This window comes from Mesorhizobium waitakense (assembly GCF_056431085.1).
The window spans coordinates 86,825-112,581 of sequence record NZ_JBWKME010000105.1 but is presented as its reverse complement, the minus strand read 5'-3'; the positions used below and the strand labels follow the sequence as shown (position 1 = coordinate 112,581).

At 61.2% G+C, this 25,757-nt stretch carries 28 protein-coding genes; 10 read left to right on the top strand and 18 right to left on the bottom strand.

Annotated elements, in window-relative coordinates; all coding sequences use genetic code 11:
- Positions 1–247: 247 nt before the first annotated feature.
- From AC07FD_RS23505 to AC07FD_RS23470, 8 genes are all read right to left on the bottom strand, one after another.
- On the bottom strand, positions 248–853 hold the full coding sequence (locus AC07FD_RS23505) for an ATP-dependent DNA ligase (protein WP_478351766.1): 606 nt from the start codon (positions 851–853) through the stop codon (positions 248–250).
- Between the two features lie 272 nt (positions 854–1,125).
- Positions 1,126–1,464, bottom strand: a complete 339-nt coding sequence (locus AC07FD_RS23500; protein ID WP_184875499.1) for a slr1659 superfamily regulator — start codon at positions 1,462–1,464, stop codon at positions 1,126–1,128.
- 16 nt (positions 1,465–1,480) lie between these two features.
- Entirely contained in the window at positions 1,481–2,041 is a 561-nt protein-coding gene (locus AC07FD_RS23495) for a slr1658 superfamily regulator (RefSeq protein ID WP_478351765.1), read from the bottom strand.
- 1 nt (position 2,042) lies between these two features.
- Entirely contained in the window at positions 2,043–4,409 is a 2,367-nt protein-coding gene (locus tag AC07FD_RS23490; protein WP_478351764.1) for a SpoIIE family protein phosphatase, read from the bottom strand.
- Entirely contained in the window at positions 4,406–5,584 is a 1,179-nt protein-coding gene (locus tag AC07FD_RS23485) for a methyltransferase domain-containing protein (protein ID WP_478351763.1), read from the bottom strand. The genes AC07FD_RS23490 and AC07FD_RS23485 overlap by 4 nt, the downstream gene beginning before the upstream one ends.
- On the bottom strand, positions 5,581–6,108 hold the full coding sequence (locus AC07FD_RS23480) for a ubiquinone biosynthesis methyltransferase UbiE (protein ID WP_478351762.1): 528 nt from the start codon (positions 6,106–6,108) through the stop codon (positions 5,581–5,583). Before AC07FD_RS23480 ends, AC07FD_RS23485 begins: the two co-directional genes overlap by 4 nt.
- 161 nt (positions 6,109–6,269) lie before the next feature.
- Positions 6,270–7,964 carry a putative bifunctional diguanylate cyclase/phosphodiesterase gene (locus AC07FD_RS23475; RefSeq protein ID WP_478351761.1) on the bottom strand — a complete coding sequence of 565 codons (1,695 nt, stop codon included), beginning with the start codon at positions 7,962–7,964 and terminating at the stop codon, positions 6,270–6,272.
- Positions 7,965–8,344: 380 nt separating this feature from the next.
- Positions 8,345–9,484 carry a helix-turn-helix domain-containing protein gene (locus AC07FD_RS23470; protein ID WP_478351760.1) on the bottom strand — a complete coding sequence of 380 codons (1,140 nt, stop codon included), beginning with the start codon at positions 9,482–9,484 and terminating at the stop codon, positions 8,345–8,347.
- A gap of 232 nt (positions 9,485–9,716) precedes the next feature.
- Here AC07FD_RS23470 and AC07FD_RS23465 point away from each other — a divergent pair, with 232 nt between their 5' ends.
- From AC07FD_RS23465 to AC07FD_RS23455, 3 genes are all read left to right on the top strand, one after another.
- The gene (locus tag AC07FD_RS23465; RefSeq protein ID WP_478351759.1) at positions 9,717–10,019 is read left to right on the top strand and encodes a hypothetical protein; all 303 of its coding nucleotides are present in this window, start codon (positions 9,717–9,719) and stop codon (positions 10,017–10,019) included.
- A gap of 489 nt (positions 10,020–10,508) precedes the next feature.
- Positions 10,509–10,895 (top strand): ester cyclase, encoded by a 387-nt coding sequence (locus tag AC07FD_RS23460; RefSeq protein WP_478351758.1) that lies wholly within the window; start codon positions 10,509–10,511, stop codon positions 10,893–10,895.
- 134 nt (positions 10,896–11,029) lie between these two features.
- On the top strand, positions 11,030–12,103 hold the full coding sequence (locus AC07FD_RS23455) for a YeiH family protein (protein WP_478351757.1): 1,074 nt from the start codon (positions 11,030–11,032) through the stop codon (positions 12,101–12,103).
- A gap of 56 nt (positions 12,104–12,159) precedes the next feature.
- On the opposite strand, the gene AC07FD_RS23450 is transcribed toward AC07FD_RS23455, so the two are convergent.
- The 5 genes from AC07FD_RS23450 to AC07FD_RS23430 all read right to left on the bottom strand — a co-directional run bounded on the left by AC07FD_RS23450 (position 12,160) and on the right by AC07FD_RS23430 (position 15,769).
- A complete protein-coding gene (locus AC07FD_RS23450; protein WP_478351756.1) occupies positions 12,160–12,657 on the bottom strand; it encodes a GAF domain-containing protein in 498 nt (165 codons plus the stop codon).
- 183 nt (positions 12,658–12,840) lie between these two features.
- Complete coding sequence (locus AC07FD_RS23445; RefSeq protein ID WP_478351755.1) at positions 12,841–13,266, bottom strand: GYD domain-containing protein; 426 nt, start codon at positions 13,264–13,266, stop codon at positions 12,841–12,843.
- A gap of 171 nt (positions 13,267–13,437) precedes the next feature.
- Complete coding sequence (locus AC07FD_RS23440; RefSeq protein ID WP_167458376.1) at positions 13,438–13,596, bottom strand: hypothetical protein; 159 nt, start codon at positions 13,594–13,596, stop codon at positions 13,438–13,440.
- Between the two features lie 141 nt (positions 13,597–13,737).
- Positions 13,738–15,369, bottom strand: coding sequence for a chaperonin GroEL (gene groL / locus AC07FD_RS23435; protein WP_478351754.1), 1,632 nt, complete (start codon positions 15,367–15,369; stop codon positions 13,738–13,740).
- A 61-nt stretch (positions 15,370–15,430) separates the two neighbouring features.
- The gene (locus AC07FD_RS23430; RefSeq protein ID WP_095091141.1) at positions 15,431–15,769 is read right to left on the bottom strand and encodes a co-chaperone GroES; all 339 of its coding nucleotides are present in this window, start codon (positions 15,767–15,769) and stop codon (positions 15,431–15,433) included.
- 246 nt (positions 15,770–16,015) lie between these two features.
- Here AC07FD_RS23430 and AC07FD_RS23425 point away from each other — a divergent pair, with 246 nt between their 5' ends.
- The gene (locus AC07FD_RS23425; RefSeq protein ID WP_457153813.1) at positions 16,016–16,264 is read left to right on the top strand and encodes a hypothetical protein; all 249 of its coding nucleotides are present in this window, start codon (positions 16,016–16,018) and stop codon (positions 16,262–16,264) included.
- Positions 16,261–16,527, top strand: coding sequence for a DUF1488 family protein (locus AC07FD_RS23420; protein WP_027044354.1), 267 nt, complete (start codon positions 16,261–16,263; stop codon positions 16,525–16,527). The genes AC07FD_RS23425 and AC07FD_RS23420 overlap by 4 nt, the downstream gene beginning before the upstream one ends.
- Positions 16,528–16,594: 67 nt before the next feature.
- On the opposite strand, the gene AC07FD_RS23415 is transcribed toward AC07FD_RS23420, so the two are convergent.
- The 4 genes from AC07FD_RS23415 to AC07FD_RS23400 form a co-directional block, all read right to left on the bottom strand.
- Positions 16,595–16,816: a DUF6500 family protein gene (locus tag AC07FD_RS23415; RefSeq protein WP_095091139.1), complete on the bottom strand. Its 222-nt coding sequence runs from the start codon at positions 16,814–16,816 to the stop codon at positions 16,595–16,597.
- Positions 16,817–16,879: 63 nt separating this feature from the next.
- Positions 16,880–17,071 carry a hypothetical protein gene (locus tag AC07FD_RS23410; RefSeq protein WP_095091138.1) on the bottom strand — a complete coding sequence of 64 codons (192 nt, stop codon included), beginning with the start codon at positions 17,069–17,071 and terminating at the stop codon, positions 16,880–16,882.
- Positions 17,072–17,076: 5 nt separating this feature from the next.
- Positions 17,077–17,283, bottom strand: coding sequence for a hypothetical protein (locus AC07FD_RS23405; RefSeq protein WP_478351753.1), 207 nt, complete (start codon positions 17,281–17,283; stop codon positions 17,077–17,079).
- A gap of 169 nt (positions 17,284–17,452) precedes the next feature.
- Positions 17,453–18,526, bottom strand: coding sequence for a diguanylate cyclase domain-containing protein (locus AC07FD_RS23400; protein ID WP_478351752.1), 1,074 nt, complete (start codon positions 18,524–18,526; stop codon positions 17,453–17,455).
- Between the two features lie 266 nt (positions 18,527–18,792).
- Between AC07FD_RS23400 and AC07FD_RS23395 the strand changes: the two genes are divergently transcribed.
- The 5 genes from AC07FD_RS23395 (at position 18,793) to AC07FD_RS23375 (ending at position 25,128) form a co-directional block, all read left to right on the top strand.
- Entirely contained in the window at positions 18,793–19,830 is a 1,038-nt protein-coding gene (locus tag AC07FD_RS23395; RefSeq protein ID WP_478351751.1) for a LacI family DNA-binding transcriptional regulator, read from the top strand.
- Positions 19,831–19,893: 63 nt separating this feature from the next.
- Positions 19,894–21,141 (top strand): ABC transporter substrate-binding protein, encoded by a 1,248-nt coding sequence (locus tag AC07FD_RS23390; protein ID WP_477399917.1) that lies wholly within the window; start codon positions 19,894–19,896, stop codon positions 21,139–21,141.
- Positions 21,142–21,336: 195 nt separating this feature from the next.
- Positions 21,337–22,266, top strand: coding sequence for a carbohydrate ABC transporter permease (locus AC07FD_RS23385; protein ID WP_457151676.1), 930 nt, complete (start codon positions 21,337–21,339; stop codon positions 22,264–22,266).
- On the top strand, positions 22,266–23,123 hold the full coding sequence (locus AC07FD_RS23380) for a carbohydrate ABC transporter permease (RefSeq protein WP_478351750.1): 858 nt from the start codon (positions 22,266–22,268) through the stop codon (positions 23,121–23,123). Before AC07FD_RS23385 ends, AC07FD_RS23380 begins: the two co-directional genes overlap by 1 nt.
- A gap of 22 nt (positions 23,124–23,145) precedes the next feature.
- Positions 23,146–25,128 (top strand): glycoside hydrolase family 127 protein, encoded by a 1,983-nt coding sequence (locus AC07FD_RS23375; protein ID WP_478351749.1) that lies wholly within the window; start codon positions 23,146–23,148, stop codon positions 25,126–25,128.
- Positions 25,129–25,164: 36 nt separating this feature from the next.
- Here AC07FD_RS23375 and AC07FD_RS23370 read toward each other — a convergent pair whose 3' ends face one another.
- Positions 25,165–25,740, bottom strand: a complete 576-nt coding sequence (locus AC07FD_RS23370; protein WP_478351748.1) for a dihydrofolate reductase family protein — start codon at positions 25,738–25,740, stop codon at positions 25,165–25,167.
- Positions 25,741–25,757: the final 17 nt, after the last annotated feature.

The following is a 25,757-nucleotide window of genomic DNA, read 5'->3' as shown; positions in this document are numbered from 1 at the left end:
TTGAATCACGATCAAGCCCGAAGTGGAATCCTGAATATCAACAACCCCTAGTGCATGTCGCCCAAAAGTACGCAGCGGTTTTGGGTGACATGTGTGGAAGCAAAGATTTGAAAGCGCGTCGCATCGATCCGTTTCGACGCGACGCATTTTAGGGTCAAAACTCAATCAGCTGGTTGCGCAAACGGCCCGGCACGAATTGACTGGTTCAAAGGCGATGACAGCGCCGCCGGAATAACGTCTTTCGCCGTCATGCGTGGCCATCAGGGCCGAAATATTTGGCCTTCAGCCATGTGTTCGACGGTCCGCTTCTGTAGCTGCTGTCGGTGCGCTTCGAGATGATGATCTCAAGCTTGTCGATGGCGCGAAAGATTGCCAGCGCATGGCCCTCGAAATGTTCGCTGTACTGGATCTTGCCGAGACCGTGCTCGACCAGTTGCCACAGCGCCTGCTTGCGCTGCAGCAGGGGCAAGGAGGTTAGATTGCGACCGTTGAGATGGAGGATGTCGAACGCGACGAACACCAGCCGGCTCGGTTCGTTCCAGATAGCGGCTTCCAGCGCAGGGCAATCGGGAGCGCCCTGCTCGCCTGGCACAATGACCTCGCCGTCGATAATGGCAGACCGGCATGGCAGCTCGGCAGCCAACGCGATGGGCCAGTATTTCGTGGTCCAGTCACGGCCGTTCTTGCTGTAAAGACGCACGCCGCCTTTATCGATGATGATCTGCGTTCGGTACCCGTCAAGCTTGACTTCGTGAACCCATCCCTCACCTTCGGGCGGCCGCTCGACCAGAGTCGGGATCTGCGGCGGAATAAATTCCAGCCGGCCGCCGATGACCTTGGCACGCTTACTCAATGACGCCACCTTTGACCGAGCAGCGGCGGCTGATCGGCACAGGCAGCCCGACATCCTCCCAACCTGGACGCCTGCCGCCTGTGCCGAGCCCCCGCCGAGCATTGCCAGCATCTGCGCACGAGCCCGGATTGTCGTTAGCTTCGCATCCAAAAATTTATCCTGGCGTACATATCGCACTCGGTGCGGCGCTCTTGCACCATCACGGACTGGCCTGTCCTATCCAGGATTGCAGCCGGCCCACGCAGTCCCTGTCAAATTTCGGGCGACCCTGGTTAGTCCATCAAAAGCACCAGGGCGGGATGCAGCTTCTTCAGGTTCGGCAATGATTTCGATTGCCAGGGTATGTCGGGCGTTCCACGCACGACGAGTCGAACATCGGGATGCTTGCGCACCTCGATGGTAAATTTCGCCAGCAGGTTGATGCCGGAAGAGTTGAGAAAGTGGAGGTCCTTCAAGTTGAGCGTAATAGACGGGGGATTTGCGGCAAGAACACTGGTCGCCAAAGCCGTGACAGGCGCACCGGCTTCGGAACTTGCAAGCCGCATGGCGCCGTCGAAGAAAATTTCGCTTCCTTCGATCCACACGCGGTAGTCGTCTGTCTTGATTTCCATGGCCTTGCTTCGTGACTTAGTTGTGAGTTTGCGAGATCGGAATGGAGGCATATGTCTCCAGGCAAATCCGATCGGTTTCGTCGACGGAGCTGAATATCCAGGCCAGGCGTGCGCCATAGTCGCTCATCAACGTCAGCAATCCGAGTCCGGAGCCTGTCACGTCGGGGTTGGCAGCATTCGCTTCAATTCGCTGTATCAGCAGGTCTCTGGGGTCCCCAACCGTGATGTCCGCCAGGAGACTTTGGAACTCGGACGCGTCTTCACCATCGAGGTCATTCGACACCTTGAGCTTGAAGCACTCCGAATCCATCGACGCCTCGATCACGATTTCACCAGGCGCGCGAAACTTGACAGCATTTTCGATGAGCTCGTTGGCCAGGTATCCGATGCTGTGCCGCACTTCCCTGTAGTCATTGCGGGACGACTTAAAGCGCAATGCGAAAAGATCGGCGATGAAGTCCGAAGTCGTAGCGCAATGACGCCAACTCAAGTCGAGAGGTCCGTCGAACAGCCGCACCCGGCTGACGCTTTCCATCATTCCGATTGCAAGGTCAGGGGTACCGAACAGCGTGGTCATCCTATGTGTGCCTTATGATCACGAGGGTGATGTCGTCGTGGATCTTCTGGATTCCGATATGGGCCATCAAATCCTCGATGATCCCGGTTTTGATTTCCTCGGCGCTGCTGCCATGACGTTTTCGGGCGCTCTGGCAGAGGCGCTCGAACCCGAACAGTTTTCTGTCATGGTCTTCCGCCTCGGTCACACCGTCAGTGTGCAGCACGATCACATCGCCACTCCCAAACAGGATGTTCCGCGTGGCAATGAACTTCGAGATGTCTTTCTCCAGACCAACCGGCAGACCCAGATCTATCGTATCGATGCGTTCGACTTCGCCACCCGCACGGACAACGAGAACATCCTCATGCTGGCCCGATAGCGTTACCCGCTCATCCTCAAAATCAAGAAAGGCCAGCGAGAGATGCTTGTCGGTGTTCGTCCGCTCGATGTTCTTATAGATCGCTCTGTTCAGCCGATCCAGAAACTGGTGTGGATCCGCTTCGTTGGTCTCCTGCAGTGCGCGTGCAACGGATTGGACCATCAGCATCAGCACGCCGCTCTCGAGACCATGACCGGTCACGTCGCCGATGCCGATCTTGACCCGTGATCCGTTCTGCAGGACGTCGTAATAGTCTCCCCCGACCTCGTCGGCCGGTCGCATGTAGGCCGCGATCTCCAGCCCTGGAATCGCTCGGAGTTCGAATGGTTTCGGCAGCACCATCATCTGGATATGCCTGGCGACTGCGAGCTCGGCACCGAGGCGGACGTTCTCGTCCCGCAACTTTTCGTTGAGTGCGGATATTTCCTGATTTGCGTCCCCGAGCTCCCTGGTTCGGTCGTCGACGAGCTGCTCGAGGTTTTCCGTGTGAAAGCTGATCTGTTCGGCCATCCGGTTGAAAGCGATGCCTGCCGCTCCGACCTCGTCGCGCGTCGGAATGCTCACGCGGACTGAATAATCTTTGGACTGGAGCCGCTGGGCCGCGCTGGCAAGCGCCCTGAGGCCCGCGGTGATCCGCTTCGAAATTCCGAGCACGGCCGCGAAAACAATCAGAAGCGAAACGATGATCGCGCCGATCTGAAAGAGCAGGATACGATTGGTTGCCCGCGAAATACTCTCTTGCGCGGCGAACAGGGACGCATAGATCTCCCGTTCGGGAACGACGATCCCGACCGACATCGTTTCGGACTTGATCGGTCCCGAACTCCACAGATTGGTCGGCTTCAATCTCTTGAGGACGACGATGTAGGGTACGCGCTCGCCCTTGCTGTCGAGCATGATATGTTGAATGACGCCGTCATTGTTCTGGTCGAGAGGCAGCGACGCGATTGCCGGCTGCAGACTTCCCCGCAGGGACCTCTCCAGGCCAGTGACGCCTTGCGTGCCCGCATCGCTTGATGAAGTCAGGCCGATGATCGCCTGGCCCGACGGATTGATCGCCACCACGTTGCCGGTCGACATCGTGAGGAAGCCGAACCCGGTTTCAGCGATCTTCACACGTTCGACGACTTGCGCGAGCTGGTCCAGAGTGATGTCTGCCCCCGCTGTACCGGCGATACCGGTGCGATCGCGCGTCCACAGTGGATGGAAAAAGCTGACGATCAGCTTTCCCGTGATTGCATCGGTGTAAGGCGCTGTCTGGGTAATGTCGTCAGGTACGGGACGAGAGGCCGGATTCCCGGCCCATTGCTGCCATGAACCATAGATACCCGGAAAGAAGAACTCCCAGAACTCCGCCTTGTTGTGGCCGGGATAGAGCTTGTCGAAGGTCTGTGCTTGCTCCGTATACGGAACCGTCCTGAAGATCGGCCGTTCTTTTGGGCCAATATAGTACATCTGCAATTTGGACGACCCGCTGGCCATGAGAGTCGGCGCGACGAGATCGATCACGGTACTGTCTTCTATTTCCTTCTGAACGCTCGGCAGCGGCGTGTGGTCGGCACCCAGCAGGTAGCCCCAGACGCTTACCACAGAAGGCGCGCCCGGCAGATTCTGCGCCCAATCGCCCCGCGCGTCGTAGACGACCTTCACGGAGCCGGGCGCCTCATGCGAAAGCGTCGCTCCGACCTGTTGCTGCCTGCTCGGATCGTCGATCTGGGCCTGCAGCACGCCGGCCAGCGCCTTGACGTCGCCATGAACGCGGTCGAGCAGCAGGTCGACGCTCAACGCCGTCGATTGGGCATACGAACGAATGTATTCCTGGTTTGCGGTCGTCAGGCCCTCACCGACTTCCGATGTGGCATCGCGCGACAGCTTTTGAACGTTCCAAAGCGCCAGACCACCGCTCAGCAGGAGGTCGAACAGTACGGCGCCGCCAACGACCAATACGAATTTCGCTCGAAAGGAGCGCAGGCCGAAGCGCGGTGTAGGCTCATCGTTGGCGTTCATTGCGGCCGCCGCCCCGATGCGACCCAAATCGGCCAACCCGCATAACCCTTGGGGTGGAGCGCAGCGAAAATGTGGTCCTGGAACCCCTGCCGGAACCGTGCAACGAACTCCGGTCCGTCGCCACGTCTGGTCGCCATCTCGCCCGCATAGACATCCGCCCAGGCTACAATGACATCGGCGAAGTCCTGCGGATCACCGTCCAGGTTAGTGACCATGAAGGTCTCAACACGTATATCTTCGAATCCAGCTTCGATCAGGTATCGCCGGCTCTTGGGCCCAAGCTCGACGTCCATCTCGAAATGCCCAAACAGCTTCGCCACCTCGTTGTAGGTCCAACGAATGCTCTCGGCGCGCGGCTCGCCGAGGCAATGCGAGTTCTTCTCGTTGGTGATATAGACCCGACCGCCTGGCTTGCATATGCGGTAGAGCTCCTTGAGGATGAGTTCAGGTCGATTGAAGATTTGAAGCGAATGCCGGCAGGTGACCAAGTCAAACTGCGCTTCGTCAAGCAGCATCTCCGACGCATCGCCATAGGTATATTCCACGCCCCGGATATCGAACTCCCGCATCACGCGCCGAGCATAGTTGAGGCTTGACATGGAGTGGTCGAGGGCGACGATCCGCGATGGCTCGAACTCCTTCTGCACCAGCAAGGCGAAATCACCGATCCCGCAACAGATGTCGGCCATGACGATCCCGGGCCTCATGCCGTGTCGCGGCAAGATTGCACGCTCGTGGCGCCAAGTCATCTTTGTTTGTGTGCGCAGGATCGGAACGAACCCGCCTTCCTCAAGAAAGCCCTGCCCAGGATAGAATTTACTGTCATACTCCTCGACCGTGATGTTCGGTTCGATTCCGCTCAAGCGACCGAATTTTCGCGAGGTCCATCCGACGACGCTTGACGTGATGACGACGAATTTGAGATCGGGTCGAGCGCGACAGGCGTCAAGGATGATCCTCGAAAAGGCGTGAAACGCGGCGTTGTTCATCTGCGTCAGGCGTCTGACATTGACGTAGAGAACGCCGCGCACACGACTGATCGCATCGCGAAGCAACGCTATGCTGGGCCCAAGCTCATCGATCGCCTGAGGCCGGACCACCCCCGATATGGAGAACTCCTGATTGTTCGCGTCGTATTGCGCCTTGAAGCGTGGGTGAAGGTCGTAAGGGCTCAATGTTGCAGGCCTTCGAGCGGAAGATCCACGACGAGCTTGATTGCATCACCATCGGCTTCCTCGACCCTGAGTGTGGCGTTGTAGTCGACAGCCAGTTCCAGCAGTACGACCTCCCGGCTTGGCGCGATATCCCCAGACACCGAGTTGAGGTATCGGTCCCGGGCCTCGAATCCCGCGACTTGCGACATCGCTTCTTCGTAGAATTGGCGCTCCCCTGGCACGCATGGGAATGTCAGCTCGATCCTGTCCGTGGCGCCATGGCGAGACACCCTGCATGCCAACTCGCCGTCGGCATGGCGCGTACGAAAGGCAATTTCCAGCAGTTCGTTGAAGGCAGAGGAAAAGAGATTTGAATGCCGGACCGAGTCTGATCTATTTTGACTGATCATCCGGGCCATGTATGTCGAGACATAATCGCAGTGTCTCCAAGCGGAGACAAAAGCTTTGATTTCCATGTCGATCTGGATCATGGGCACAAAAGTCGGCTCGCCAGCCAGGTCATGTTGAACAGGTACCATCGGCATCCTCACTTATTCCATCAGCATTTGAGCCCTGGTGGGGCGATGGCCTCCGAGGCGGAAATTCGACCGTCTCGTAACGAGTCAGTCCCGCACTGACTCGAAGAATTGCGTGGCATCTGCGTCGATCGTTTCCACAACTGTCCACTTACAAAGGGTGCAAGGCGCTAGAGCGCCCGATTTGATTTCTCCATCTCCCGTACCACCTTCGGTGGGGACCGCCTGATGAAATCGCTGGTTGCCTCGGCTCCGAGCGGCCGCCCCAGGAGATTACCTTGCAGGCAATCACAATTTTCCTTGATCAACCACCGTGCCTGAGCCGACGTCTCCACCCCCTCGGCAGTGACACTTATTCCCAGGCCGTGCGCCAGATTTATGATGGATCGCACGATCGTTTGGCTTTTGAGATCGGCCTCCAGGTCCGCGATGAAGTACTGATCGATCTTCAAGGTGTCGAAGGGAAAGTTCTTAAGGTAGCTCAACGACGAATAGTATGTTCCGAAGTCGTCGAGCGAAATTCGTATTCCCAAGACGTTCAGAGTATTCAACGTATCGATATTGTCGATCGTCTTCTCAAGAAGGACCGTCTCGGTTATCTCAAGTTCTAGTCTGTCGGCCCGGATTCCAACTTCGTCGATAACCTGAGCGACCGTGTCCGTCAGCGTACCGCTAAGGAACTGAGCCGGCGAGAGGTTCACCGCGACTGTCAGCGAAGAAGGCCACTTCAATGCCTGGCGACAGGCTTGCTCGAGCACCCATCGTCCAATCTCATCCATCAGACCGTCGGCTTCGGCGATCGGTATGAACACGCTGGGCGGAATGATTCCGACGTCGGGATGCCGCCACCGCAGCAGCGCTTCGAAACCGATCGTCGACGAGGGAGGCCGAATGAGCGGCTGATACTCCAGATAAAGCTCGCCTCGCTCCAGCGCGGTTCGAAGGCTGCGCCTTAGATTCTCGCGTTGCTCGAGCAAGAGCAGCATCGAACGGTTGAATGTTCGAGCGCAGCCGCGTCCATCGGTCTTGGCAGCGTAAAGAGCAATGTCAGCGGCTTTCATCAACTGCTCGCCATCGGTCCCGTGCTCGGGCCCGAAAGCAATTCCGATACTCGAGCCGACGAAGACGGGAATGCCGTTGATAACGAACGGTTGCTTGAATGCGTCGACCAGCGACCCGGCGAGGCGCTCAGCCTCTGCTGGCTGCTCTTTTCCCAATTGGATGACAGCGAACTCGTCGCCGGCATACCGGTACGCGGATTCGCCGTCCTGCAGCGCGTCGCGGATACGACCCGCCGCGAGCTGAAGAAGTGTATCGCCTGCTCCGTGGCCGAGCGTGTCGTTGACCGCTTTAAAATCGTCAAGGTCTATTTGCAGCAGGGCGGTTTTCGGCTTTTGTCCGCCGAGGGCCACCATTGCTTGCTGCAGCCGCTCGCCGAATCGCCGCCGATTCTGCAGTCCGGTCAGCGCGTCGTGCGTTGCCTGATGGAGGAGAATTACATGCTCTTGCTCCTCCGCAACGCTCCGCCCGCCGTGGTCCCTTGATTCGATGATTCCGGCACCATCTGCAGTGCTGAAGACAAAAACCGACCGGGGCGCTCCGCCCGATGATCGCGGCAGGTCGAGGCTTGCCGGAGAGCCACCCTGGAACACACGAAGAAATTCGTCGCGATACTTCGCATCGAGAAAGCTCGGGTAGATCTCCCAGACGGCGGCGCCCAGCACCACCGCGCCTCCGTACACGCCTTTGAGCCTGGTTGCGTAGTGCGTCAGGCGGAAGTCGCGGTCATAGAACGACAAAAGTTCGGCCGTGTTCGCCAAAAGGTCAAAGAGAACCCCTTCGCCGGCACGTGGAGCATCGCTCAAGGAAGGCTCCTCACTCTCCCTGCCGACGCCTGATGCCTCTGGGCGCAAGAGCCACCTCCATAAGCGGTGCAGATTCGCGCCGCCCAGTCTAAAAATAGCATAAACGTCAAGCTTGGCAAACTTTCAACTCGCTGTCTTAACAAGCGCCGCATGCAGCATAGTTGCAATAAATGCTCCGCTGTGATTGGCGGCAAATTGTCGATAACGATCAACAGTCACAGTTCGTTAACAGATCGTGAACTGGCGGGAATTAGCTATGAGATTTGATGGCGCTGTGGACGCGACATGAAGATATTGTGGTGGTCGATGAGGCAGCGTAGCCTTCCGGCCCCGGCAAGCCTCTTTTGAGCCCGCCCCGCCAGAATCGCCGATCCCCGCATTCAGTTTCCGAGCGCTTTGAGCCATCCTTCAAAGGAAGAGGCCTTCTCGTGTCCAGCAGGCGAAACAGAGTGGGCGGGGCGCGGCAACACCACGGTGCTGCGGCCTTCGCGGGGGCTGTAACCAAATTCTTTGCTGAATGCCCGGCTGAAATTAGCCGCTGAACTAAACCCGAAGGCTTCGGCAATTTCGACAATGCGCCGCCTGTCCGTCGCATCGCTAAGCGCAACATGGGCCGCCAGAAGGCGGCGGCTTTGTATGTAATGGAGAACCCCACCGCTCGGTTCGAACAACTGATAGAGACGCGAGCGCGAGACGCCGAGCGCCCGGCACATTGAATCCGGTGTCAGATGAGCCGCATCCAGATTGTTTTGGACGTATCGGCGAGCTCGCTCCATCAGCGCGACACTCGCCAATTGTTCGGCGGCCGCAGCATGTTCCGCCGGAGGCGCGAGGCAGGCAATGATCATGCTGCGTGTTGCGTGTACGATGCGGGGCAGGTCATCAACCGTGAGACTGCGCAGGCTTGCTTCGATGCTGTTGACATAGTCGACCAGAAGGTTGGCAAAGTTGCCTGACAGAATTGAATTGTTCCTTGCGTCGAGGTTTGCCGCGGCGTCAGAGAACAAATCACGCGGAAGATAGAGAAGGAGACTTTCGGAGTCTGTTGTCCTCCCGCGAAACGGGTAGCCAAGCGATCTGATCTCCAATTTGCCCGGTTGGCCTTCTGCAATGCGGCGATCGACCTCCGTCCACGACCGGCCGGTACGTGGCAAGGCGATATACCAGTGATCGATCGCGCTGGACCGAAGTTTCGCGGCAGAACGCATGTAACTATGCGCCGTCGCGTGCTGCTGAACGATCAGCATGCCACCGAGATTCCAAGCCGTGTGGTCGGCGGGAAAGCCATCGTCCAGCGATTTGTCATCCGGCAACCTGACCTCGACAAGCGGTGCCATATGAGCTTGCCAAGCGGCGAATTGATCCTGCGGCGCCAGTTCGAGCGTTGAAAAGAACAGCGGTTCGAGCACCGGCGCGAGTGACGGGGCAGCCTCATTGTGGGGTTGAGCCTCGCGCGGCCAACGACGTCGATCACGCTCCGGCGTCTGCCCAGGGGGCTCGTCTTGCCTCTTAGTGTCCATCGTATGGTGCCATATCCGATTCCGGTATGCCCATGCCCCTCTCAATCATGTGGTGTATCTCAGGCTTCTAGCAAGACTGGCGGAACTCTAGTCCACTGAAACGGCGATCACGCTGGATTACAGTAAGAAATAAATGCCGAGATAAGTTTCTGGATGCGAAGCTAACGACACTCTTCAACCTGGTGCTTATAGAATCGGGCATCATGAAATCGTAGTTGAGGAGGCCGTCAAAATGAACACAAAGCTCGACAGCGAAGCTCGTCGCAAGATCATTCTTGATGGATACGGTAACAACGAACCGTTGAAGGATATTGCGGCAAAAATAGGGTGTTCACTGGCCAGCTTGAAAGTCACCGCCAGCAAGATCGGTTGCACTCGAACTCCGAAAGAGGCGGCCGACTTTCGACGCGGCTTTCAAGTCCCGGAAGACAAACGGCAGGATTACCATCAACTCATGACTGTTGGGCAGTATAAAGCTCGCGAGTGCGCGCTGATTTTGGGACTTTTAACACAGCAATCATCCAGCCGCGAGTAAACTGATTCCAATACACTATCGACGATAGTGTCATTCGAACAGTCCATCGCCTCGGCGGTTCATCAGCAAAAGACCCTCCGCAAGCACGGGCGGCGGGCTCTGAAAGGTTCGCGCAGATGCTGCGCCGGCACTCCAATCGCACCTGCCTGAGCCATCACGATCTGGCGATTTGCGAACGTGTGTTCAACCAGGTATGCGCGGATTAGGATCTCGATCCTTTGGATCCGAAAGCCGAAATCTTGGCGGTAATGGTTGTGGCCCTTGTTCGAAAAGCGCACACCAGCGAGCACGAACTGCTGGAAGCCGTAAGATCTCGTCGGCAAAAGGTCGCGAGAAACAGGCACTAGTGCATGCCGTCCAAAGCATGCTGCGGTGTTGGTACATCGACAGAAACCTAAGGCGCATGATTCCGTTCAGTCGCGACGCGCTTTAGCCAAGGCACCGGAGTTGATAGAAGTTGGCATGGCATAATCCATCGGAGCAATCGCCGTGACCGACACCAAGCTTGCCGACACCTATCGCGGCTATATCGCTTGCCTCAACAATCAGGACTGGAGCACGTTGCACCGGTTCGTCCATGACGAGGTGCACTATAATGGCGACCGGGTTGGGCTGTCCGGCTATCGCAAGATGCTGGAGCGGGATTTTTCCGAGAGCCCTGACCTCTATTTCGATATCCAGCTGCTGATCTCCGACACGCCCTTCATAGCCAGCCGGCTTCAATTCAACTGCACGCCCAAGGGAAATTTCCTTGGCCTGCCCGTCAACGGCAGGAAGGTCTCCTTCAGTGAGAACGTCTTCTACGAATTTCTCGACGGCAGGATCAGGCACGTCTGGTCGGTCATAGACAAGGCGGCCATCGAAGCGCAGCTATAGGGGATGAGTACGGCGGCGGCTTCCGCAATGAGAAGCAACCGTTCGCTAAAATCGATCATTCTAACGAAAATAATTCGTTGGAAAGATCGGTTCAGGAATGGCATTCCTCCGGCATACCCGCCTGGAGCATTGCATTGTCTTCCCTTACCCACATCGCGAACGATATTCCGAATGGCCTGATTTCCGCCGAACTCGCCCAAGGTCGAAAGTCGCTCAATTCGTTGTGGAACGGCGTTGTACCCGGCATCGTGCTGGTCGGGATGATCACAGGCGTCGCCTTCTCGGCCCGCAATGTGTCCGGCTTCGCTCTGTTCAGCCCAATGATCCTCGCCGTCGTCGCCGGCATGATCTATTCCAACGTGCTCGGCACCCCCGCCCACGCCAAGGCCGGCATCGCGTTTTCGCAGCGCCGGCTGCTGCGCTTCGCCATCGTGCTGCTCGGTTTCCAGCTGACGCTTGGCCAGGTGGTGTCGATCGGCGCCGGCGGCGTCGGCATCGTGGCGCTGACGCTTGGCTCCACCTTCCTCTTCACCATCACGCTCGGCCGGCTAATCGGCGTCGACGCCAAGCTGGCGCAACTGATCGCCGCCGGCACCTCGATCTGCGGCGCCTCGGCCATCGTCGCCACCAACATCGTCACCGATGCGCGCGATGAGGACGTCACCTACGCCGTCGCCTCGATCACTTTGTTCGGCACCGTCGCCATGCTCGGTTTCCCGCTGCTGGCGCCATTGCTCGGCCTCGACCAGCACGCTTTCGGCCTGTGGGCCGGCGCCTCGATCCATGAGGTGGCGCAAGTCATCGGCGCCGGCTTCCAGAACGGCAGCCAGTCCGGCGAAATCGCCACCGTCGCCAAGCTGACCCGCGTCGCCATGCTGGCGCCGATGGTCATCGCGCTCGGCCTGATGGCGCGCCGCAAGAGCAGCAATCAGACAAGCGATCAGTCAGGGGCCCGGCCGCCCATGCCATGGTTCGTCGCCGCTTTCGTCGCCGTCGTGGCGCTGAACAGCCTCGTCACCGTGCCGGCCGAGGTGAAGTCGGCGATGGCGCTCGCCACCACCATCATGCTGACCATGGGACTGGCCGCCATGGGCCTGCAGGCCGACATTTCGCAGCTGCGCTCACGGGGCCTGCGCCCGCTGGTGCTGGCCTTCTCGGCCTTCCTGTTCATCGGCTGCTTCAGCCTGATGCTGGTGAAGCTGGTATAGGCGTCGGCACCCGCTCGATCGGCACGTTTGGGAATCAAAACCACATCGGCTGCCGGTCAGTCCTCGAACGAGCTCGCGGCGGCATAGATCGCCGCCAGCGTCTCGATGCCGGCCTGGTCGGCTTTGTCGAAGCGGCCGGGCAACGGGCTGTCGAGATCGAGCACGCCGAAGGCGCCGTCATCATCCTCGAGCAGCACGACCAGCTCCGAGCGCGAGTCGGCATCGCAGGCGATGTGGCCCGGAAAATCATGCACGTCCTTGATCAGCATCGAGGTGCCCAGTTCGACCGCCGTTCCGCAGACGCCCTTGCCGACCGCGATGCGCACGCAGGCCGGCTTGCCCTGGAACGGACCGAGCACCATCTCCTCGTCGGATTGCAGGAAATAGAAGCCGGCCCAGTTGAGGTCGGGCACCATCTGGAAAATCAGCGCCGCCGTGTTGGCGGCGTTGGCAATCGAATCGCGTTCGCCCTCGAGCAGCGCCTTCAGTTGCGTGGCGAGGTCGCGGTAGAACGCGGCCTTGTCCGAGGTGTCGATGGCCTTGGCCGCAAACATGGCTTGTCTCCATATCGAGGATCGCGGTTTCGTTTCCGCAAGCTCTCTGCACCAAACGACCACCGGACGATACTAGCGTGAATTCCGGTCGCTGCGAAAGTCGCGAGAAGGATGCCCGGTCCGATACTCGGCAGCACGGCACGTCCATCGAACCGTGCTGCCTTGATCAAGAAGGCAAGTCCATCAGCCGGCGGGTTTGTACGCGCCTGCAGCCTTGTTGGCAGCCGCGAGCACTGCCTTCATGTCGAGTTCTTCCAGTACAACCATCTCGGTCAGCGAGCCGCTCGCTCGCACCGCAAGGGATATGCCCATCCCTGCGACCTGGTCCGGCACCTCGCCATTGACGACGACGTCATAAATGCCGCGCGTGAACATCACGCTGGTCATCTTGCCGCCAACGCTTTCAAAAAGCGCCTTGACCGCAGCTTGCCTGTCTGACCCCTGCATCAATCCTTTGGCGGCGTGAGGCGCATAGCTTGCCAATATGGTCACTTTCATGACTATTCCTCCCAATGTCATTGTCTCGTGACTGCTCAACAAATTCGAGCCGGCACGGAGTGATTTTTTCGGTAGCAACTGCAGTGGGCCCTTGGACGCCTTGACGGCCAAGGGCCCACTGCCCGCCGAATATGCGCTGAAGCTAATATAATGACAATACCGGACACGCCGACACCGCCTACAGGAACTTGCTGGACGCGCTCGGCCGGCCCGATGGACTCGCGCCGCTGACGCGCTATGTGATACTGGCGTTGCGCGGAAGCAGCGACGGCTCCGCAGCGCTCACATCGGGCGTTTGGGCTCGCTCTTTGAAGGCGCTGCCGTGTCGGAATCGGACTTCTTGTGCTTGTCGGCGGCAATCCTGCGGATGCGGTCGAAGCGGCTTTCCTCGGTGATTTCGGTCGTAACGACCGTCTCTGGCTTCTGCACGAACGTGATCATGGATCCGTCTCCTGGGCTAGAGGCCTGCGCGCCGGGGGAGACTGCCCCCGGCGGTAATATCCGGCTCCTAGAACCGGCGTAGATTCAGGTCAGGCCGAGTCGAAACGGTGGTTTCCGAGCAGGCCGGCATCACCTGAAACTTTAGTAGCCGCCCATGCCACCGCCGCCACCGCCTGCAGGTGCGGCATCCTTGGCCGGGATGTCGGTGATCATGGCTTCAGCGGTGATCAGCAGAGCCGCGATCGAGCCGGCGTCCTGCAATGCGGTGCGGACCACTTTCGCCGGGTCGACGATGCCTGCCTTGATCATGTCGAGATAGACCTCGTTCTGGGCGTCGAAGCCCTGATTGTGGTCCTTGCTGTCGGTGAGCTTGCCGACCACGATCGAGCCTTCGACGCCGGAATTCTCAGCGATCTGGCGGATTGGCGCTTCGAGAGCCCGCAGCACGATCGAGATGCCTGCCGTGACATCGTCATTGGCGCCGGTCAGGCCGGCAAGCGCCGACCTTGCGCGCAGCAGAGCCACGCCGCCGCCGGGCACGATGCCTTCTTCAACGGCCGCGCGGGTCGCATTCAGCGCGTCGTCGATGCGATCCTTCTTTTCCTTGACCTCCGACTCGGTGACGCCACCGACGCGGATGACGGCAACGCCGCCGGAGAGCTTAGCCAGCCGCTCCTGCAGCTTTTCCTTGTCGTAGTCCGAGGTGGTCTCCTCGATCTGGCCCTTGATCTGGGCGACGCGCGCCTGGATGGTGGCCTTGGTGCCGGCGCCGTCGATGATCGTGGTGGTGTCCTTCTCGATCAGCACGCGCTTGGCGCGGCCGAGCATCTCGATGGTGACGTTTTCGAGCTTGATGCCGAGATCCTCCGAGATCATCTGGCCTGATGTGAGCACGGCGATGTCTTCCAGCATCGCCTTGCGGCGATCGCCAAAGCCCGGCGCCTTGACGGCCGCGACCTTGAGGCCGCCGCGCAACTTGTTGACGACCAGCGTGGCGAGCGCCTCGCCTTCGACGTCCTCGGAGATGATCAGCAGCGGCCTGCCGCTCTGCACCACCGCTTCGAGGATCGGCAGCATGGCTTGCAGATTGCCGAGCTTCTTCTCGTGGATGAGCACATAGGGCTCTTCCAGCTCGACGCGCATCTTGTCGGCGTTGGTGACGAAATACGGGCTGAGATAGCCGCGGTCGAACTGCATGCCCTCGACGACGTCGAGCTCGGTCTCGGCGGTCTTGGCTTCCTCGACGGTGATGACGCCGTCATTGCCGACCTTGTCCATCGCCTTGGCGATCATCTCGCCGACGCTGGCATCGCCGTTGGCGGCTATGGTGCCGACCTGCGCGATCTCAGCCGACGATTTGACCTTCTTGGCGCGCGCCTTGATTTCCCCAACGACGGCGGTGACCGCCTGGTCGATGCCGCGCTTGAGGTCCATCGGGTTCATGCCGGCAGCGACCAGCTTGGCGCCTTCGCGCAGGATCGAGGCGGCCAGCACCGTGGCGGTGGTGGTGCCGTCACCAGCAAGGTCGTTGGTCTTCGAGGCCACTTCGCGCACCATCTGGGCGCCCATGTTCTCGAACTTGTCGGAAAGCTCGATTTCCTTGGCGACGGTGACGCCATCCTTGGTGATGCGCGGCGCGCCATAGGCCTTGTCGATGATGACGTTGCGGCCCTTGGGACCGAGCGTGACCTTCACCGCATTGTTGAGGATCTCGACGCCGCGCAGCATGCGGTCGCGCGCATCGGTGGAGAATTTGATTTCCTTGGCAGACATTTTCTTATCCAGTTCGAATTTGGAGTGAATCAGTCGCCGCGCAGAGCGCGCGGCGCTCCAGTCAGGCGGCCTTCTTGGCTTTGACGGCCTTTTCGATGACGTCCGTCTCGCCCTTGTCGACGACACCCATGATATCTGCTTCCTTCATGATTAGCAGATCCTCGCCGTCAATCTTGACCTCGGTGCCCGACCATTTGCCGAACAGGATGAAGTCGCCGGCCTTGACGTCGAGTGGAACGAGCGCGCCGTTTTCGTCGCGCGCACCGGGGCCGACGGCGATGACTTCGCCTTCCTGCGGCTTTTCCCTGGCATTGTCGGGGATGATGATGCCGCCCTTGGATTTCGTGTCGCCTTCGGCGCGCCGGATGACAACGCGATCGTGGAGTGGCCGAAACTTCATGAGAACTTCCTTCTGGGGGCCGGCACAGGCGGCCGCGCCCCCCTATAGGCGCTTTGGCACTCGATAGATAGGAGTGCCAAAAATTATTCGCGGCCGGAATAAATATTCAAAAGTATTATTTCGGCTTGCCGTTTCGTGATATCGCCGATTGGTCAAATAATTCAAAAAATTGAATTTTGCCGATTGAGTGCCTATTTATCGGACAAGTTCGTTTTCACAATTTCAGGCACAAGGGAGATTTCTTCGATGGCCGAAGGCAATCAGACGATCATGGAAAAAGCTGAAGCCCGCTTTGTCGACAAGCAGAAGAAAACGGCGGAGCGCAACAAGGCAACCGCTGAATACATGTCCGAGGCACGGGCCAGGGAGATCAAGACCGCAAGGCTGCGGGAGCTGCGGCTGGCCAAGGAAGAGGCAGACCGCGTCGCCGAAGCGCTGAACCCGACGCCGAAGAAGAAGCGGGTGGTCAAGAAAGCCACGGAGGCCAAGACATGAGCCTGACCTTCCCCAACCGCAGCCGCAGCTATGACGAAGCCGGCAAGCGCATCCGTTTCGTTGGCCATGACGGCATGTTCCAGATCTCCTTCTCCGTCGCCGCCGATGCGATGACCAGGATGCAGCCGGCGACCGCGGCCAATGAAGCCGGCTATCTCGCCACATTCGATACGGAGAGCAGCGCCATCCGCGACGTGGCGTCGAAGGCCTACGACCGCACCCGCAAGAGCATGTATGTGCTGACGGCCGCCGATTTCGGCTGATCAGCCTGGTGCATGCCGCTCAAAACCGGCCCCGGTTTTGAGACAACGACATCCATGGAAACGAAGATCAAAGATCCATCTTCTCGACCATGGTGCGTATCTTTTCAGCCTTTTCAAAATGGTCGAGGCGGTGAGTTCTGATCCACCATTCGGCGGCTTCCATCAAAAGGTCGGGGTCGTCGTTCCTGTTGGCGAAGAACGCGTAGAACGATACGCCGACGCCAGGCCCTTTCTCGGAAATCTTGCGGTCACAGACCTCCAGTATCTTCTGCTTCAGGCTGGCTCTCACGGGAATCCTCGTGGCGAGCTCTTGCCGGCGGCATAGTGCCGACCTCGGCGGCGGCTGCATAGGTCAGGACTTGCGCTCTGCCCTCTCCCGGCGCTTGACGTCACGGACGTTCATCTGCACGACCATGTCCTCGGCCTCGCGCGGGCCCATCCCGACCATCACCTTTTGCCGGATCACGGCAGGCTGGCCGGTGAAGACATCGATGATGGTCCAGCTCTGGGGCAGCTCCATGCGCAGCGCGTAGCGGTTGGCCATGCCGGTCAGCCCTGTATCATGAAAAAAACCGCCGCCAGGATCAGCACCGTCCAGGCGATGACCGACAGCTTCAGCACCATGCCGCCATGCGCGGCCAGAAGCTCGCGCAGCCGCAACGCGACACCTGTCGCTGAAACCGGCGCCGTGACAGTGGCGACAGGCGGCTTGACGCCAAGTTTTCCAAACACAGGCAACAGCGACGGTTCACGCACGAAAATGACCTCGAATGTCGGGGAAGGAGCCGGAGCAAGAATGCTCCCTTGCCTTGCATAGCACTCTTTTCTCGAGCGCCCTGCATGCCAAATGCAAATAGGGACGGCGTTGGTGAAAGATGCGCGGCGCCCGTCGACTAAGGCCGTACAACACGCCGGAGCTTGGCCCTCAGGCCGCGGCGCTGCGACCCTTCGCGGCGGCGTCGGACTTGAAGATGCGGAACGTGTTGCGCCCTGCCGCCTTGGCGGCATAGAGCGCGGTGTCGGCCTGCATGAACAGGTCGCACGGTGCGCCAGCCTTGGCAAAGGCGATGCCGACCGAGGCGCCGAGCCTGAGCGACTGGCCGCAGGCCGCGACCGGCTTGCCCATAGCCTCGATGATGCCGCGCGCCAGGCCGGAGACCGCGCTGCGATCGAGATGCGGGCCGAGCAGGACCGCGAACTCGTCGCCGCCGACGCGCGCCACCAGATCCGCCTCGCCGCAGCTGCCGGCAAGCCGCTCGGCCGCCGCCTTCAGGCATTCGTCGCCGACGACATGGCCGAACGTGTCGTTGACGGCCTTGAAGCCGTCGAGATCGATCAGCAGCAGCGCGCCGAGCGGGCAGCCCTCGTCCGTATGCGCAAGCCGCGCCTGAAACCGGCCGCGATTGGCCAGCCCCGTCATGACGTCATATTCGGCCAGATAGCGCATCCGGTCAGACAGGATCTTTTCCTCGGTGATGTCCTGCTTCATGCCGAAGATGCGCACCGGAACGCCGTCCTCGCACTCGACCGTCGCGGTGAAGCGGATCCAGCGGCTGCGGCCGGCAAGGGTGGTGATCTCGGCATCGAGGGTGAAGCCGTTGCGCTCGGCGATCGCCCGGCCGCGCAGGCTGTCCAACGCCTTGCGCGACTCCGCCGGATAACACTTGATGATCTCCGAGCGATCGAGCGCTGAGCCGCGCGGCAGGTCGAACAGGTCATAGACCACGTCGGTCCAGGTAAGCCGCTCGTCGGGCAGGCTACATTCCCATACGCCGAGGCGCGCTGCGGCCGAGGCGCGGTCGAATATCTTGCGGCTGTGGGCCAGCGAAAGCTCCTGCCTGGCAATCAGTTCGGCCTGCGCCGCGATTTCCGCCTTGAGCCGGGCGATCGTGGCGGCTTGACGACGTTCGTCGGAGCGGCTGTCGTGCCTTGCCCCCCTGCCGGGCTGCGAGACATCGGTTCGCGCCGGGCCTTTCGGGGTGTAGGGCGTATCGGGCATGGCGGAGCTCTGCTGTCCTGGCGGGCAACCACCATGGCGCGCAAGCGATTAACACTTCACTGACGGGTAGCCGGGCTTCGCCGGAATTTTGCCGCGAAAACCCCGCCCACGGGCGCCGGCAATTTTTCCCTTGAACAAGCTCTGGATGTAGCCTAGCCTACTTGAGAAAAGGTTTTTCCAACAGTTTTGAGTGGGTTGGCCGCAAGGCTGCCTCTTTCTCTGGACCGTAAGGGAAAACCTTTTCCCAACTAAGGATTTTTGGCGCGATGGCATCGGAGCCTGTCCCGGTCTTTTCCAAGCCAGTCACCTTGCGTGACGTGGCGGCGCAGGCCGGCGTCAGCGTCGCCACTGCTTCCAAGGCGCTAAACGACCAGGGGCGCATGACCGCCGAGACGCGAGAGCGCATTCGCGAGACCGCCCGGCGTCTCGGCTTCCGGCCCAACAGCCTGGCGCAGAGCCTGCTCAGGCGGCGCAGTTTCACCGTCGGCCTGCTCACCAACGATACCTATGGCCGCTTCTCGCTGCCGCTGATGTCGGGCATTTCGGACGCGCTGGTCGACAATGGCGTCTCGGTGTTCCTGTGCAATGTCGAGGAGGATCCGCGCCTTGGCCAGATGCATGTCGACGCCATGCTCGACAAGCGCGTCGACGGCATCATCGCCACCGGCAAGCGCATCGACCGCCATCTGCCGGTCGACCTCAGCAATCTGCGCGTCCCGGTGATCTATGCCTTCACGCAGCCCGATCCCGACGCCATCGCCTTCGTCTCGGACGATGCCGGCGGCGCCCGGCTAGCGGTCGAGCATCTGTGCCGGCTCGGCCGCCAGCGCATAGCCCATGTGACTGGGCCGGCGAGCTTTGCCGTGGTGCATGCGCGGGCGAAGGCCTACCGCGACGTGCTGGCCGAAAACGGCTTGCCGGTCACCGAGCCGCTGCTCGGCGCCTGGTCGGAAGGCTGGGGTCACGAGGCGGTGGCACAGCTGTTCGACAGCAAGAATGAAAGGCCGGACGCAGTCTTTTGCGGCAACGACCAGATCGCGCGCGGCGTCATCGATGCCTTGCGCGAACGCGGCCTCGGCGTTCCCGGCGATGTCGGCGTCATCGGTTTCGACAATTGGGAGATCGTGGCCGAGGCGACGCGCCCGCCGCTGACCTCGGTCGACATGAACCTGGTCGCCCTCGGGCGCGAGGCGGGGCTGACCCTGCTGTCGCTGGTCGGCGGCCAGCCCGCCGCGCCGGGCATTCGAAAACTGCCGTGCCGGCTGGTGGTGCGGCAGTCATGCGGCCATCCGCTGGATGGCTGAAAACCACGCGCCGCGCGATCGGTGCCAAGCCGCGGACCGCGGCGAACCCTGGAGGAGGAGAACATGAGGAACCTGATTGCCAAACTGGCCCTGGCCGCTGCCGTTCTAGGTGGCGGCATCAGTGCCGCGGCCGCCGAGATGGCCAACATCTGGGTGCGCGCCGACGGCTCGAATTTCATGCCGAGGATCGTCGATGCCTACAACAAGGCGCACACCAACCAGATCAAGCTGGACATCATCCCCAATGCCGAGATCATCCCGAAATATGGTGCGGCGGCCGCCGGTGGCACGGCGCCCGATGCGCTATCGCTCGACCTGATCTACACGCCGTCCTTCGCCGCCGCCGGCCAGCTCGAGGACATCACCGACTGGGCGAAATCGCTGCCCTATTTCTCCAGCCTGTCGCCTGCGCATGTGAAGACCGGCACCTACAAGGACCACATCTACGGCCTGCCGTTCTCGGCCGACGCCTCGGTGCTGATCTGGAACAAGAAGCTGTTCAAGCAGGCCGGCCTCGATCCCGAAAAAGGCCCGACCAACTGGGCCGAGATCGCCGCCGACGCCGAGAAGGTCAACGCGCTCGGCGGCAACATCAAGGGCTTCTACTTCTCCGGCAATTGCGGCGGCTGCAACATCTTCACCTTCACGCCGCTGATCTGGGCGTCGGGCGGTGACATCCTCAGCGAGGACGGCTCGAAGGCGACGCTGGACAGCCCGCAGCTGCGCGGCGCCATCGATCTCTACCGCTCGATGGTCAAGAAGGACCTGGTACCGGCAGGCGCGCAGACCGATACCGGTGCCAACTTCTTTGCCGCCTTCGCCGCCGGCAATATCGGCATCTCGCCGTCCGGCGCCTTCGCCATCGGTGCGCTCAACACCCAGTATCCCGATGTCGACTACGGCGTTACCTTCCTGCCGGGCAAGGACAGCGGCTGGTCGTCCTTTGCCGGCGGTGACAATTTCGTCGTCACCAAGGGCACCCCGAAACTCGCCGTGGTGAAGGAGTTCCTCGATTTCGCCTATTCGCTCGAGGGCCAGACCATCCTGGCCAAGTACGGCAGCCTGCCGGTGCGCGGCGACATCGCCAAGGAAGCGCTGAAGGATCTCGATCCGCGTTACCAGATCGCCGCCGAGGCCATGGCCAAGGGCCGCACGCCCTATTCCGTGGTGTTCAACGATTTGATCAACTCCGCCAACGGTCCGTGGACGCAGATGATCAACGAGGTCTTCTTCGGCGACGATGTCGACGGCGCCATCGCCAATGCCCAGGAGACGATGCAGTCGATCATCGACCAGGCGCCGCAGAAGTAGCGGACGCCTGCCGGCCGCCCGCCTGTCTCCCTGGGCGGGTGGCCGGCGCGCCGCTCCTTACCCTCCCCCTTTGTGGGAAGGGTCTCTGCGAAGCAGCGGGGTGCGGGCGGCGCCGGCCCACCACCCGGACCTGCGGTCCAACCTCCCCACAAGGGGGAGGTAGGGCGGCGCGCCGGATGCAACGGAAGAGCAAGCATGACCTCCATCACAGCAGAAACCCCTGCCCCACCACGCGCCCGAAAGCTCACCGGCGCCGGCCGCCGGCAGTGGATCGGCCTGCTCTATGTCGCGCCGGCCGTCGCGCTGGTCGTCGTCTTCTTCCTCATCCCGCTCGGCATGACGGCGTGGATGTCGCTGCACAACTGGCCGCTGATGGGCGAGCGCAGCTATATCGGCCTCGGCAACTATGTCGCGATCCTGCACGACACCAGGTTCTGGAATGCGCTGCGCTTCACTGGCTGGTACACACTGGTCGTCACCATCGCGATCTTCGCGGTGGCGTTTCCGCTGGCGCTGTTCGTCGAACGGCCGCGGCCGCTGACCAATCTCTATCGCACCATGTTCTTCATGCCGGCGGTTGTCGGCTTTGCCTCGGCCAGCCTGCTCTGGTCATGGCTCTTGAACGTCGATTCCGGCCTGTTCAGCCCGGCCGCCTACGATCTCGGCCTGATCGACAGGAAGTTCAACCTGCTGGCCACTTTCCAGCCGGCCTTTTGGTCGATCATCGCCATGGTCGTCTGGAAGGTCGCCGGCTTCACCATGATCATCCTGATGGCCGGCCTGCAATCGATCCCGCAGGATCTGCAGGAGGCGGCGGTCATCGACGGCGCCGGGCCGTTCGCCCGGTTCAGGGCAATCACGCTGCCGCTGATGCGCCGCACTTTGGCGCTGGCGCTGATCCTGTCGGTCGCCGGCTCGATCCTCGCCTTCGACCAGTTCTACATCATCCTGCGCGGCGGGCCGCGCAACCAGACGCTGACGGCGGTCTACTGGATCTTCAACCAGTCCTTCGTGTCGTTCAAGCTCGGCTACGGCGCCGCACTCTCCATGGTGCTGCTGGTGATCCTGGTGGCGCTCAGCCTCGTCCAGCTGTGGCTGCTGCGCAAGCCGGAGGGCCTTGACTGATGGCGCAGGCGACCTCCCGCAACCGCCGGCTCGCCGCCCGCATCGCCGAGCATTCGACCGGCATCATCGCCTCGGTGCTGTTTGCGGCGCCGATCGTGTGGGCGGTGCTGTCGGCCTTCAAGCCGGCACAGGAAGCGCGCCTGCCGCCCCTGCCGCCCTGGCCGACGTCGGGCGTCTCGCTGGAGAACTATGTCACGCTCAACAGCTTCGGCGACGGGCTCTGGATCTCGGCGCAGAACAGCATCTATGTCTCGGCGATGACCGTCGTGCTGTCGGTCGCTGTCAGCGTGCTGGCCGGCTATGGCTTTTCGCGGTTCCGGTTTCCGTTCAAGGACCTGTTCTTCGTCCTCATCCTGTCGACGATCATGATCCCGTTCCAGTCGATCCTGACGCCGATCTTCCTGGTGCTGACCAAGCTTGGCCTGCACAACACGCTGACCGGCCTGGTCGGCGTCTATGTGACGCTGCAACTGCCGTTCTCGATCTTCATGATGCGCAATGCCTTCGACGCGGTGCCGCGCGAGATCGAGGAAGCCGCGCGCATGGACGGCGCCGGCAACATCACCATGCTTTTGAAGGTGATGCTGCCGCTGGTCTGGCCGGGCGTCGTCACCATCGCGCTGTTTGCCTTTCTTGGCGCCTGGAACGAGTTCCTCGCTGCCCTCGTGCTTATGACCGACCAGTCCAAATTCACGCTGCCGGTGATGATGACGGCACTGCAGTCGGGCCGCTTCGGCGCCATCGACTGGGGCGCCGTGCAGGCCGGCGTCACCGTGATGATGGTGCCGTGCCTCATCCTGTTCCTGGTTCTGCAGCGCTTCTACATCCGCGGCCTGATGGCCGGGGCCGTCAAGTAAATCGACCGAATGGAGTAAGTTCATGACCGCATCGCCATCCGCCCAACCCTTCAAGGCAGGCAAGCCCAAACTCGCCTTCCGCCCGCTGCCGGTGCCGCAGGTCGACGTACATGGCTTCTGGGGCGACCGTGCCGACGCGGTCGCCGCGCGCACCGCCGACATCCTCTACGACCGCTGCGTCGAGGCGCGCATGCTGGAGCAGATCGACCCGGACCGGCCCTCGCCCGGCGTCGTAATCCCGTTCCACTCGCCTTCGCCCGATGAAGCAGCTTCCGTCGGCTTCACCGGCTCGACGGTGACGACGCAGATGTTCTGGGACTCCGACTGGGGCAAGACCATCGAGACCGCGGCCTATTCGCTCTACCGGCGCAAGAACCCCGCACTGGAAAAGAAGATCGATGCCGTCATCGACATGTATGAGAAGCTGCAGCAGCCGGACGGCTATCTCTCGAGCTGGTACCAGCGCATCCAGCCCGGCCTGCGCTGGACCAATTTGCGCGACTGCCACGAGCTTTATTGCGCCGGCCACCTGATCGAAGGCGCGGTCGCCTACTACCAGGCGACGGGGAAACGCAAGCTGCTCGATGTGATGTGCCGCTATGTCGACCACATCGCCTCGGTGCTCGGGCCGGAGCCCGGCAAGAAGAAAGGCTATTGCGGCCATGAGGAGATCGAGCTTGCGCTGGTCAAGCTTTCGCGCGTCACCGGCAAGCGCAAATACATGGAGCTAGCGAAATACTTCATCGACCAGCGCGGCCTTGAACCGCATTTCTTCGACGAGGAAGCGCGCGCCCGCGGCGCCGACCCGAAGGCCTATCACTTCAAAACCTATGAATACAACCAGTCGCACAGGCCGGTGCGCGAGCAAGACAAGGTCGTCGGCCACGCCGTCCGCGCCATGTACCTCTATTCCGGGATGGCCGACATCGCGACGGAATATGGCGACGACAGCCTGCGCGTGGCGCTCGACCGTCTGTGGGACGACCTCACCAGCAAGAGCCTCTATATCACCGGCGGGCTGGGACCATCGGCGCACAATGAAGGGTTTACCAGCGACTACGACCTGCCCAACGAAACCGCCTATGCCGAGACCTGCGCCTCGGTCGGGCTGGTATTCTGGGCCAGCCGCATGCTCGGCATGGGGCCGAACGCCCGCTATGCCGACTTGATGGAGCGCGCCCTCTACAATGGCTCGATCTCGGGCCTGTCGCTCGACGGCTCGCTGTTCTTCTACGAGAACCCGCTCGAAAGCCGGGGCGCCCACAACCGCTGGAAATGGCACCGCTGCCCCTGCTGCCCGCCCAATATCGGGCGCATGGTCGCCTCGATCGGCAGCTATTTCTACAGTCTGGCCGACGATGCTGTTGCCGTGCATCTCTACGGCGACTCGACCGCCCGTTTCGACATATCAGGCACCCCGGTGAGCCTGACGCAGGCGAGCCGTTATCCCTGGGACGGCGCCGTCGAGATCACGCTCGAACCGCAGGCACCGGTGGAGTTCATGCTCCACCTGCGCATCCCGGCCTGGAGCACCGGAGCCGAACTGACGGTGAACGGCGACCTGGTCGGCCTGGAGGATGTCACCAGCGACGGCTACGCCGCGATCCGGCGGACCTGGAAAAAGGGTGACCAGATCCGGCTCGATCTCGAAATGTCTATCGAGCGGCTCTATGCCAATCCGCAGGTGCGCCAGGATGCCGGCCGCGTCGCACTGTCGCGCGGTCCGCTGATCTACTGCGTCGAGGCGACCGACAATGACAGCCAGCTGCATCGCCTGACGCTGCCGAGGGCGGCGAGCCTCGAAGCGCAGCAGCGGCCGGAGCTTCTCGGCGGCGTGGTGACGCTCTCGGCCACCGCGCAGGCCGATGCCGGCGACGGCTGGCAGAACGGGCTCTACCGGCCCGAGCCGCCAGCCACCGCTCAAACACGCCTGACCGCCATTCCCTATTTCGCCTGGGACAATCGCGAGCCCGGCGAAATGCTGGTGTGGCTCAGGGACGGGTGAGACAGCCTGTGGAGTTTCCAAACAGGCTCTGAGCGCTCAGCCGATCTTGTAGATCAGGCTCAGCCGCCCGCCCGGCAATTGTTCCACCTTGGTGAGTTCCAGGTCGCGGCGCTGTGCGGTGGTCGAAAACAGCACCTTGCCCTCACCGGCGATCAGCGGATAGACGACGAGGCGCAACTCGTCGACCAGCCCGGCCTCGGTAAGGCTGTCGACGATGGTCGAGCCGCCCATCAAATAAATGTCCTTGCCGGGCTGGCGCTTCAGTGCCGCGACATCGTCGTTGGACCTGAGAAAACGCGTCATCGGCCAGTTGGCTGAATTCAGCGTGTTCGACAGCACATAGTGCGGTGTCTTGGCGGCAAAGCGTGCCCAGGGCAGTTCCTCCCGCGCGGCGGGCTTGCCGGTCATCGGCAGCGGCTCGTGGGGCGCGTTCTGGATCGCGGTCCAGTACTGCTCGTAGCCCGGATACATGCGGCCGCCGAGCACGCAGGCATCGACCTGTTCCATCAGCCCATAGTCCTCCGACCAGGCATGCACCCAGTCTGCGATGCCGGTCGGCCCCTCCGCCTTGCCGTCGACGGAAATCTTCATGGCGGCGATCAATTTTCGCATGGCATTCTCCTTGGCGC

Bases quoted from the DNA above. Each gene is read 5' to 3' on its own strand.
- AC07FD_RS23375 (WP_478351749.1), top strand. From the start codon at position 23,146: ATGACCGCATCGCCATCCGCCCAACCCTTCAAGGCAGGCAAGCCCAAA.
- AC07FD_RS23395 (WP_478351751.1), top strand. From the start codon at position 18,793: ATGGCATCGGAGCCTGTCCCGGTCTTTTCCAAGCCAGTCACCTTGCGT.
- AC07FD_RS23465 (WP_478351759.1), top strand. From the start codon at position 9,717: ATGAACACAAAGCTCGACAGCGAAGCTCGTCGCAAGATCATTCTTGAT.
- AC07FD_RS23500 (WP_184875499.1), bottom strand. From the start codon at position 1,464: ATGGAAATCAAGACAGACGACTACCGCGTGTGGATCGAAGGAAGCGAA.
- AC07FD_RS23440 (WP_167458376.1), bottom strand. From the start codon at position 13,596: ATGATCACGTTCGTGCAGAAGCCAGAGACGGTCGTTACGACCGAAATC.
- AC07FD_RS23480 (WP_478351762.1), bottom strand. From the start codon at position 6,108: ATGCCGATGGTACCTGTTCAACATGACCTGGCTGGCGAGCCGACTTTT.
- AC07FD_RS23385 (WP_457151676.1), top strand. From the start codon at position 21,337: ATGACCTCCATCACAGCAGAAACCCCTGCCCCACCACGCGCCCGAAAG.
- AC07FD_RS23470 (WP_478351760.1), bottom strand. From the start codon at position 9,484: ATGGACACTAAGAGGCAAGACGAGCCCCCTGGGCAGACGCCGGAGCGT.
- AC07FD_RS23370 (WP_478351748.1), bottom strand. From the start codon at position 25,740: ATGCGAAAATTGATCGCCGCCATGAAGATTTCCGTCGACGGCAAGGCG.
- AC07FD_RS23400 (WP_478351752.1), bottom strand. From the start codon at position 18,526: ATGCCCGATACGCCCTACACCCCGAAAGGCCCGGCGCGAACCGATGTC.
- AC07FD_RS23495 (WP_478351765.1), bottom strand. From the start codon at position 2,041: ATGACCACGCTGTTCGGTACCCCTGACCTTGCAATCGGAATGATGGAA.
- AC07FD_RS23490 (WP_478351764.1), bottom strand. From the start codon at position 4,409: ATGAACGCCAACGATGAGCCTACACCGCGCTTCGGCCTGCGCTCCTTT.
- AC07FD_RS23420 (WP_027044354.1), top strand. From the start codon at position 16,261: ATGAGCCTGACCTTCCCCAACCGCAGCCGCAGCTATGACGAAGCCGGC.
- AC07FD_RS23390 (WP_477399917.1), top strand. From the start codon at position 19,894: ATGAGGAACCTGATTGCCAAACTGGCCCTGGCCGCTGCCGTTCTAGGT.
- AC07FD_RS23380 (WP_478351750.1), top strand. From the start codon at position 22,266: ATGGCGCAGGCGACCTCCCGCAACCGCCGGCTCGCCGCCCGCATCGCC.
- AC07FD_RS23430 (WP_095091141.1), bottom strand. From the start codon at position 15,769: ATGAAGTTTCGGCCACTCCACGATCGCGTTGTCATCCGGCGCGCCGAA.
- AC07FD_RS23425 (WP_457153813.1), top strand. From the start codon at position 16,016: ATGGCCGAAGGCAATCAGACGATCATGGAAAAAGCTGAAGCCCGCTTT.
- AC07FD_RS23450 (WP_478351756.1), bottom strand. From the start codon at position 12,657: ATGTTTGCGGCCAAGGCCATCGACACCTCGGACAAGGCCGCGTTCTAC.
- AC07FD_RS23410 (WP_095091138.1), bottom strand. From the start codon at position 17,071: ATGGCCAACCGCTACGCGCTGCGCATGGAGCTGCCCCAGAGCTGGACC.
- groL (WP_478351754.1), bottom strand. From the start codon at position 15,369: ATGTCTGCCAAGGAAATCAAATTCTCCACCGATGCGCGCGACCGCATG.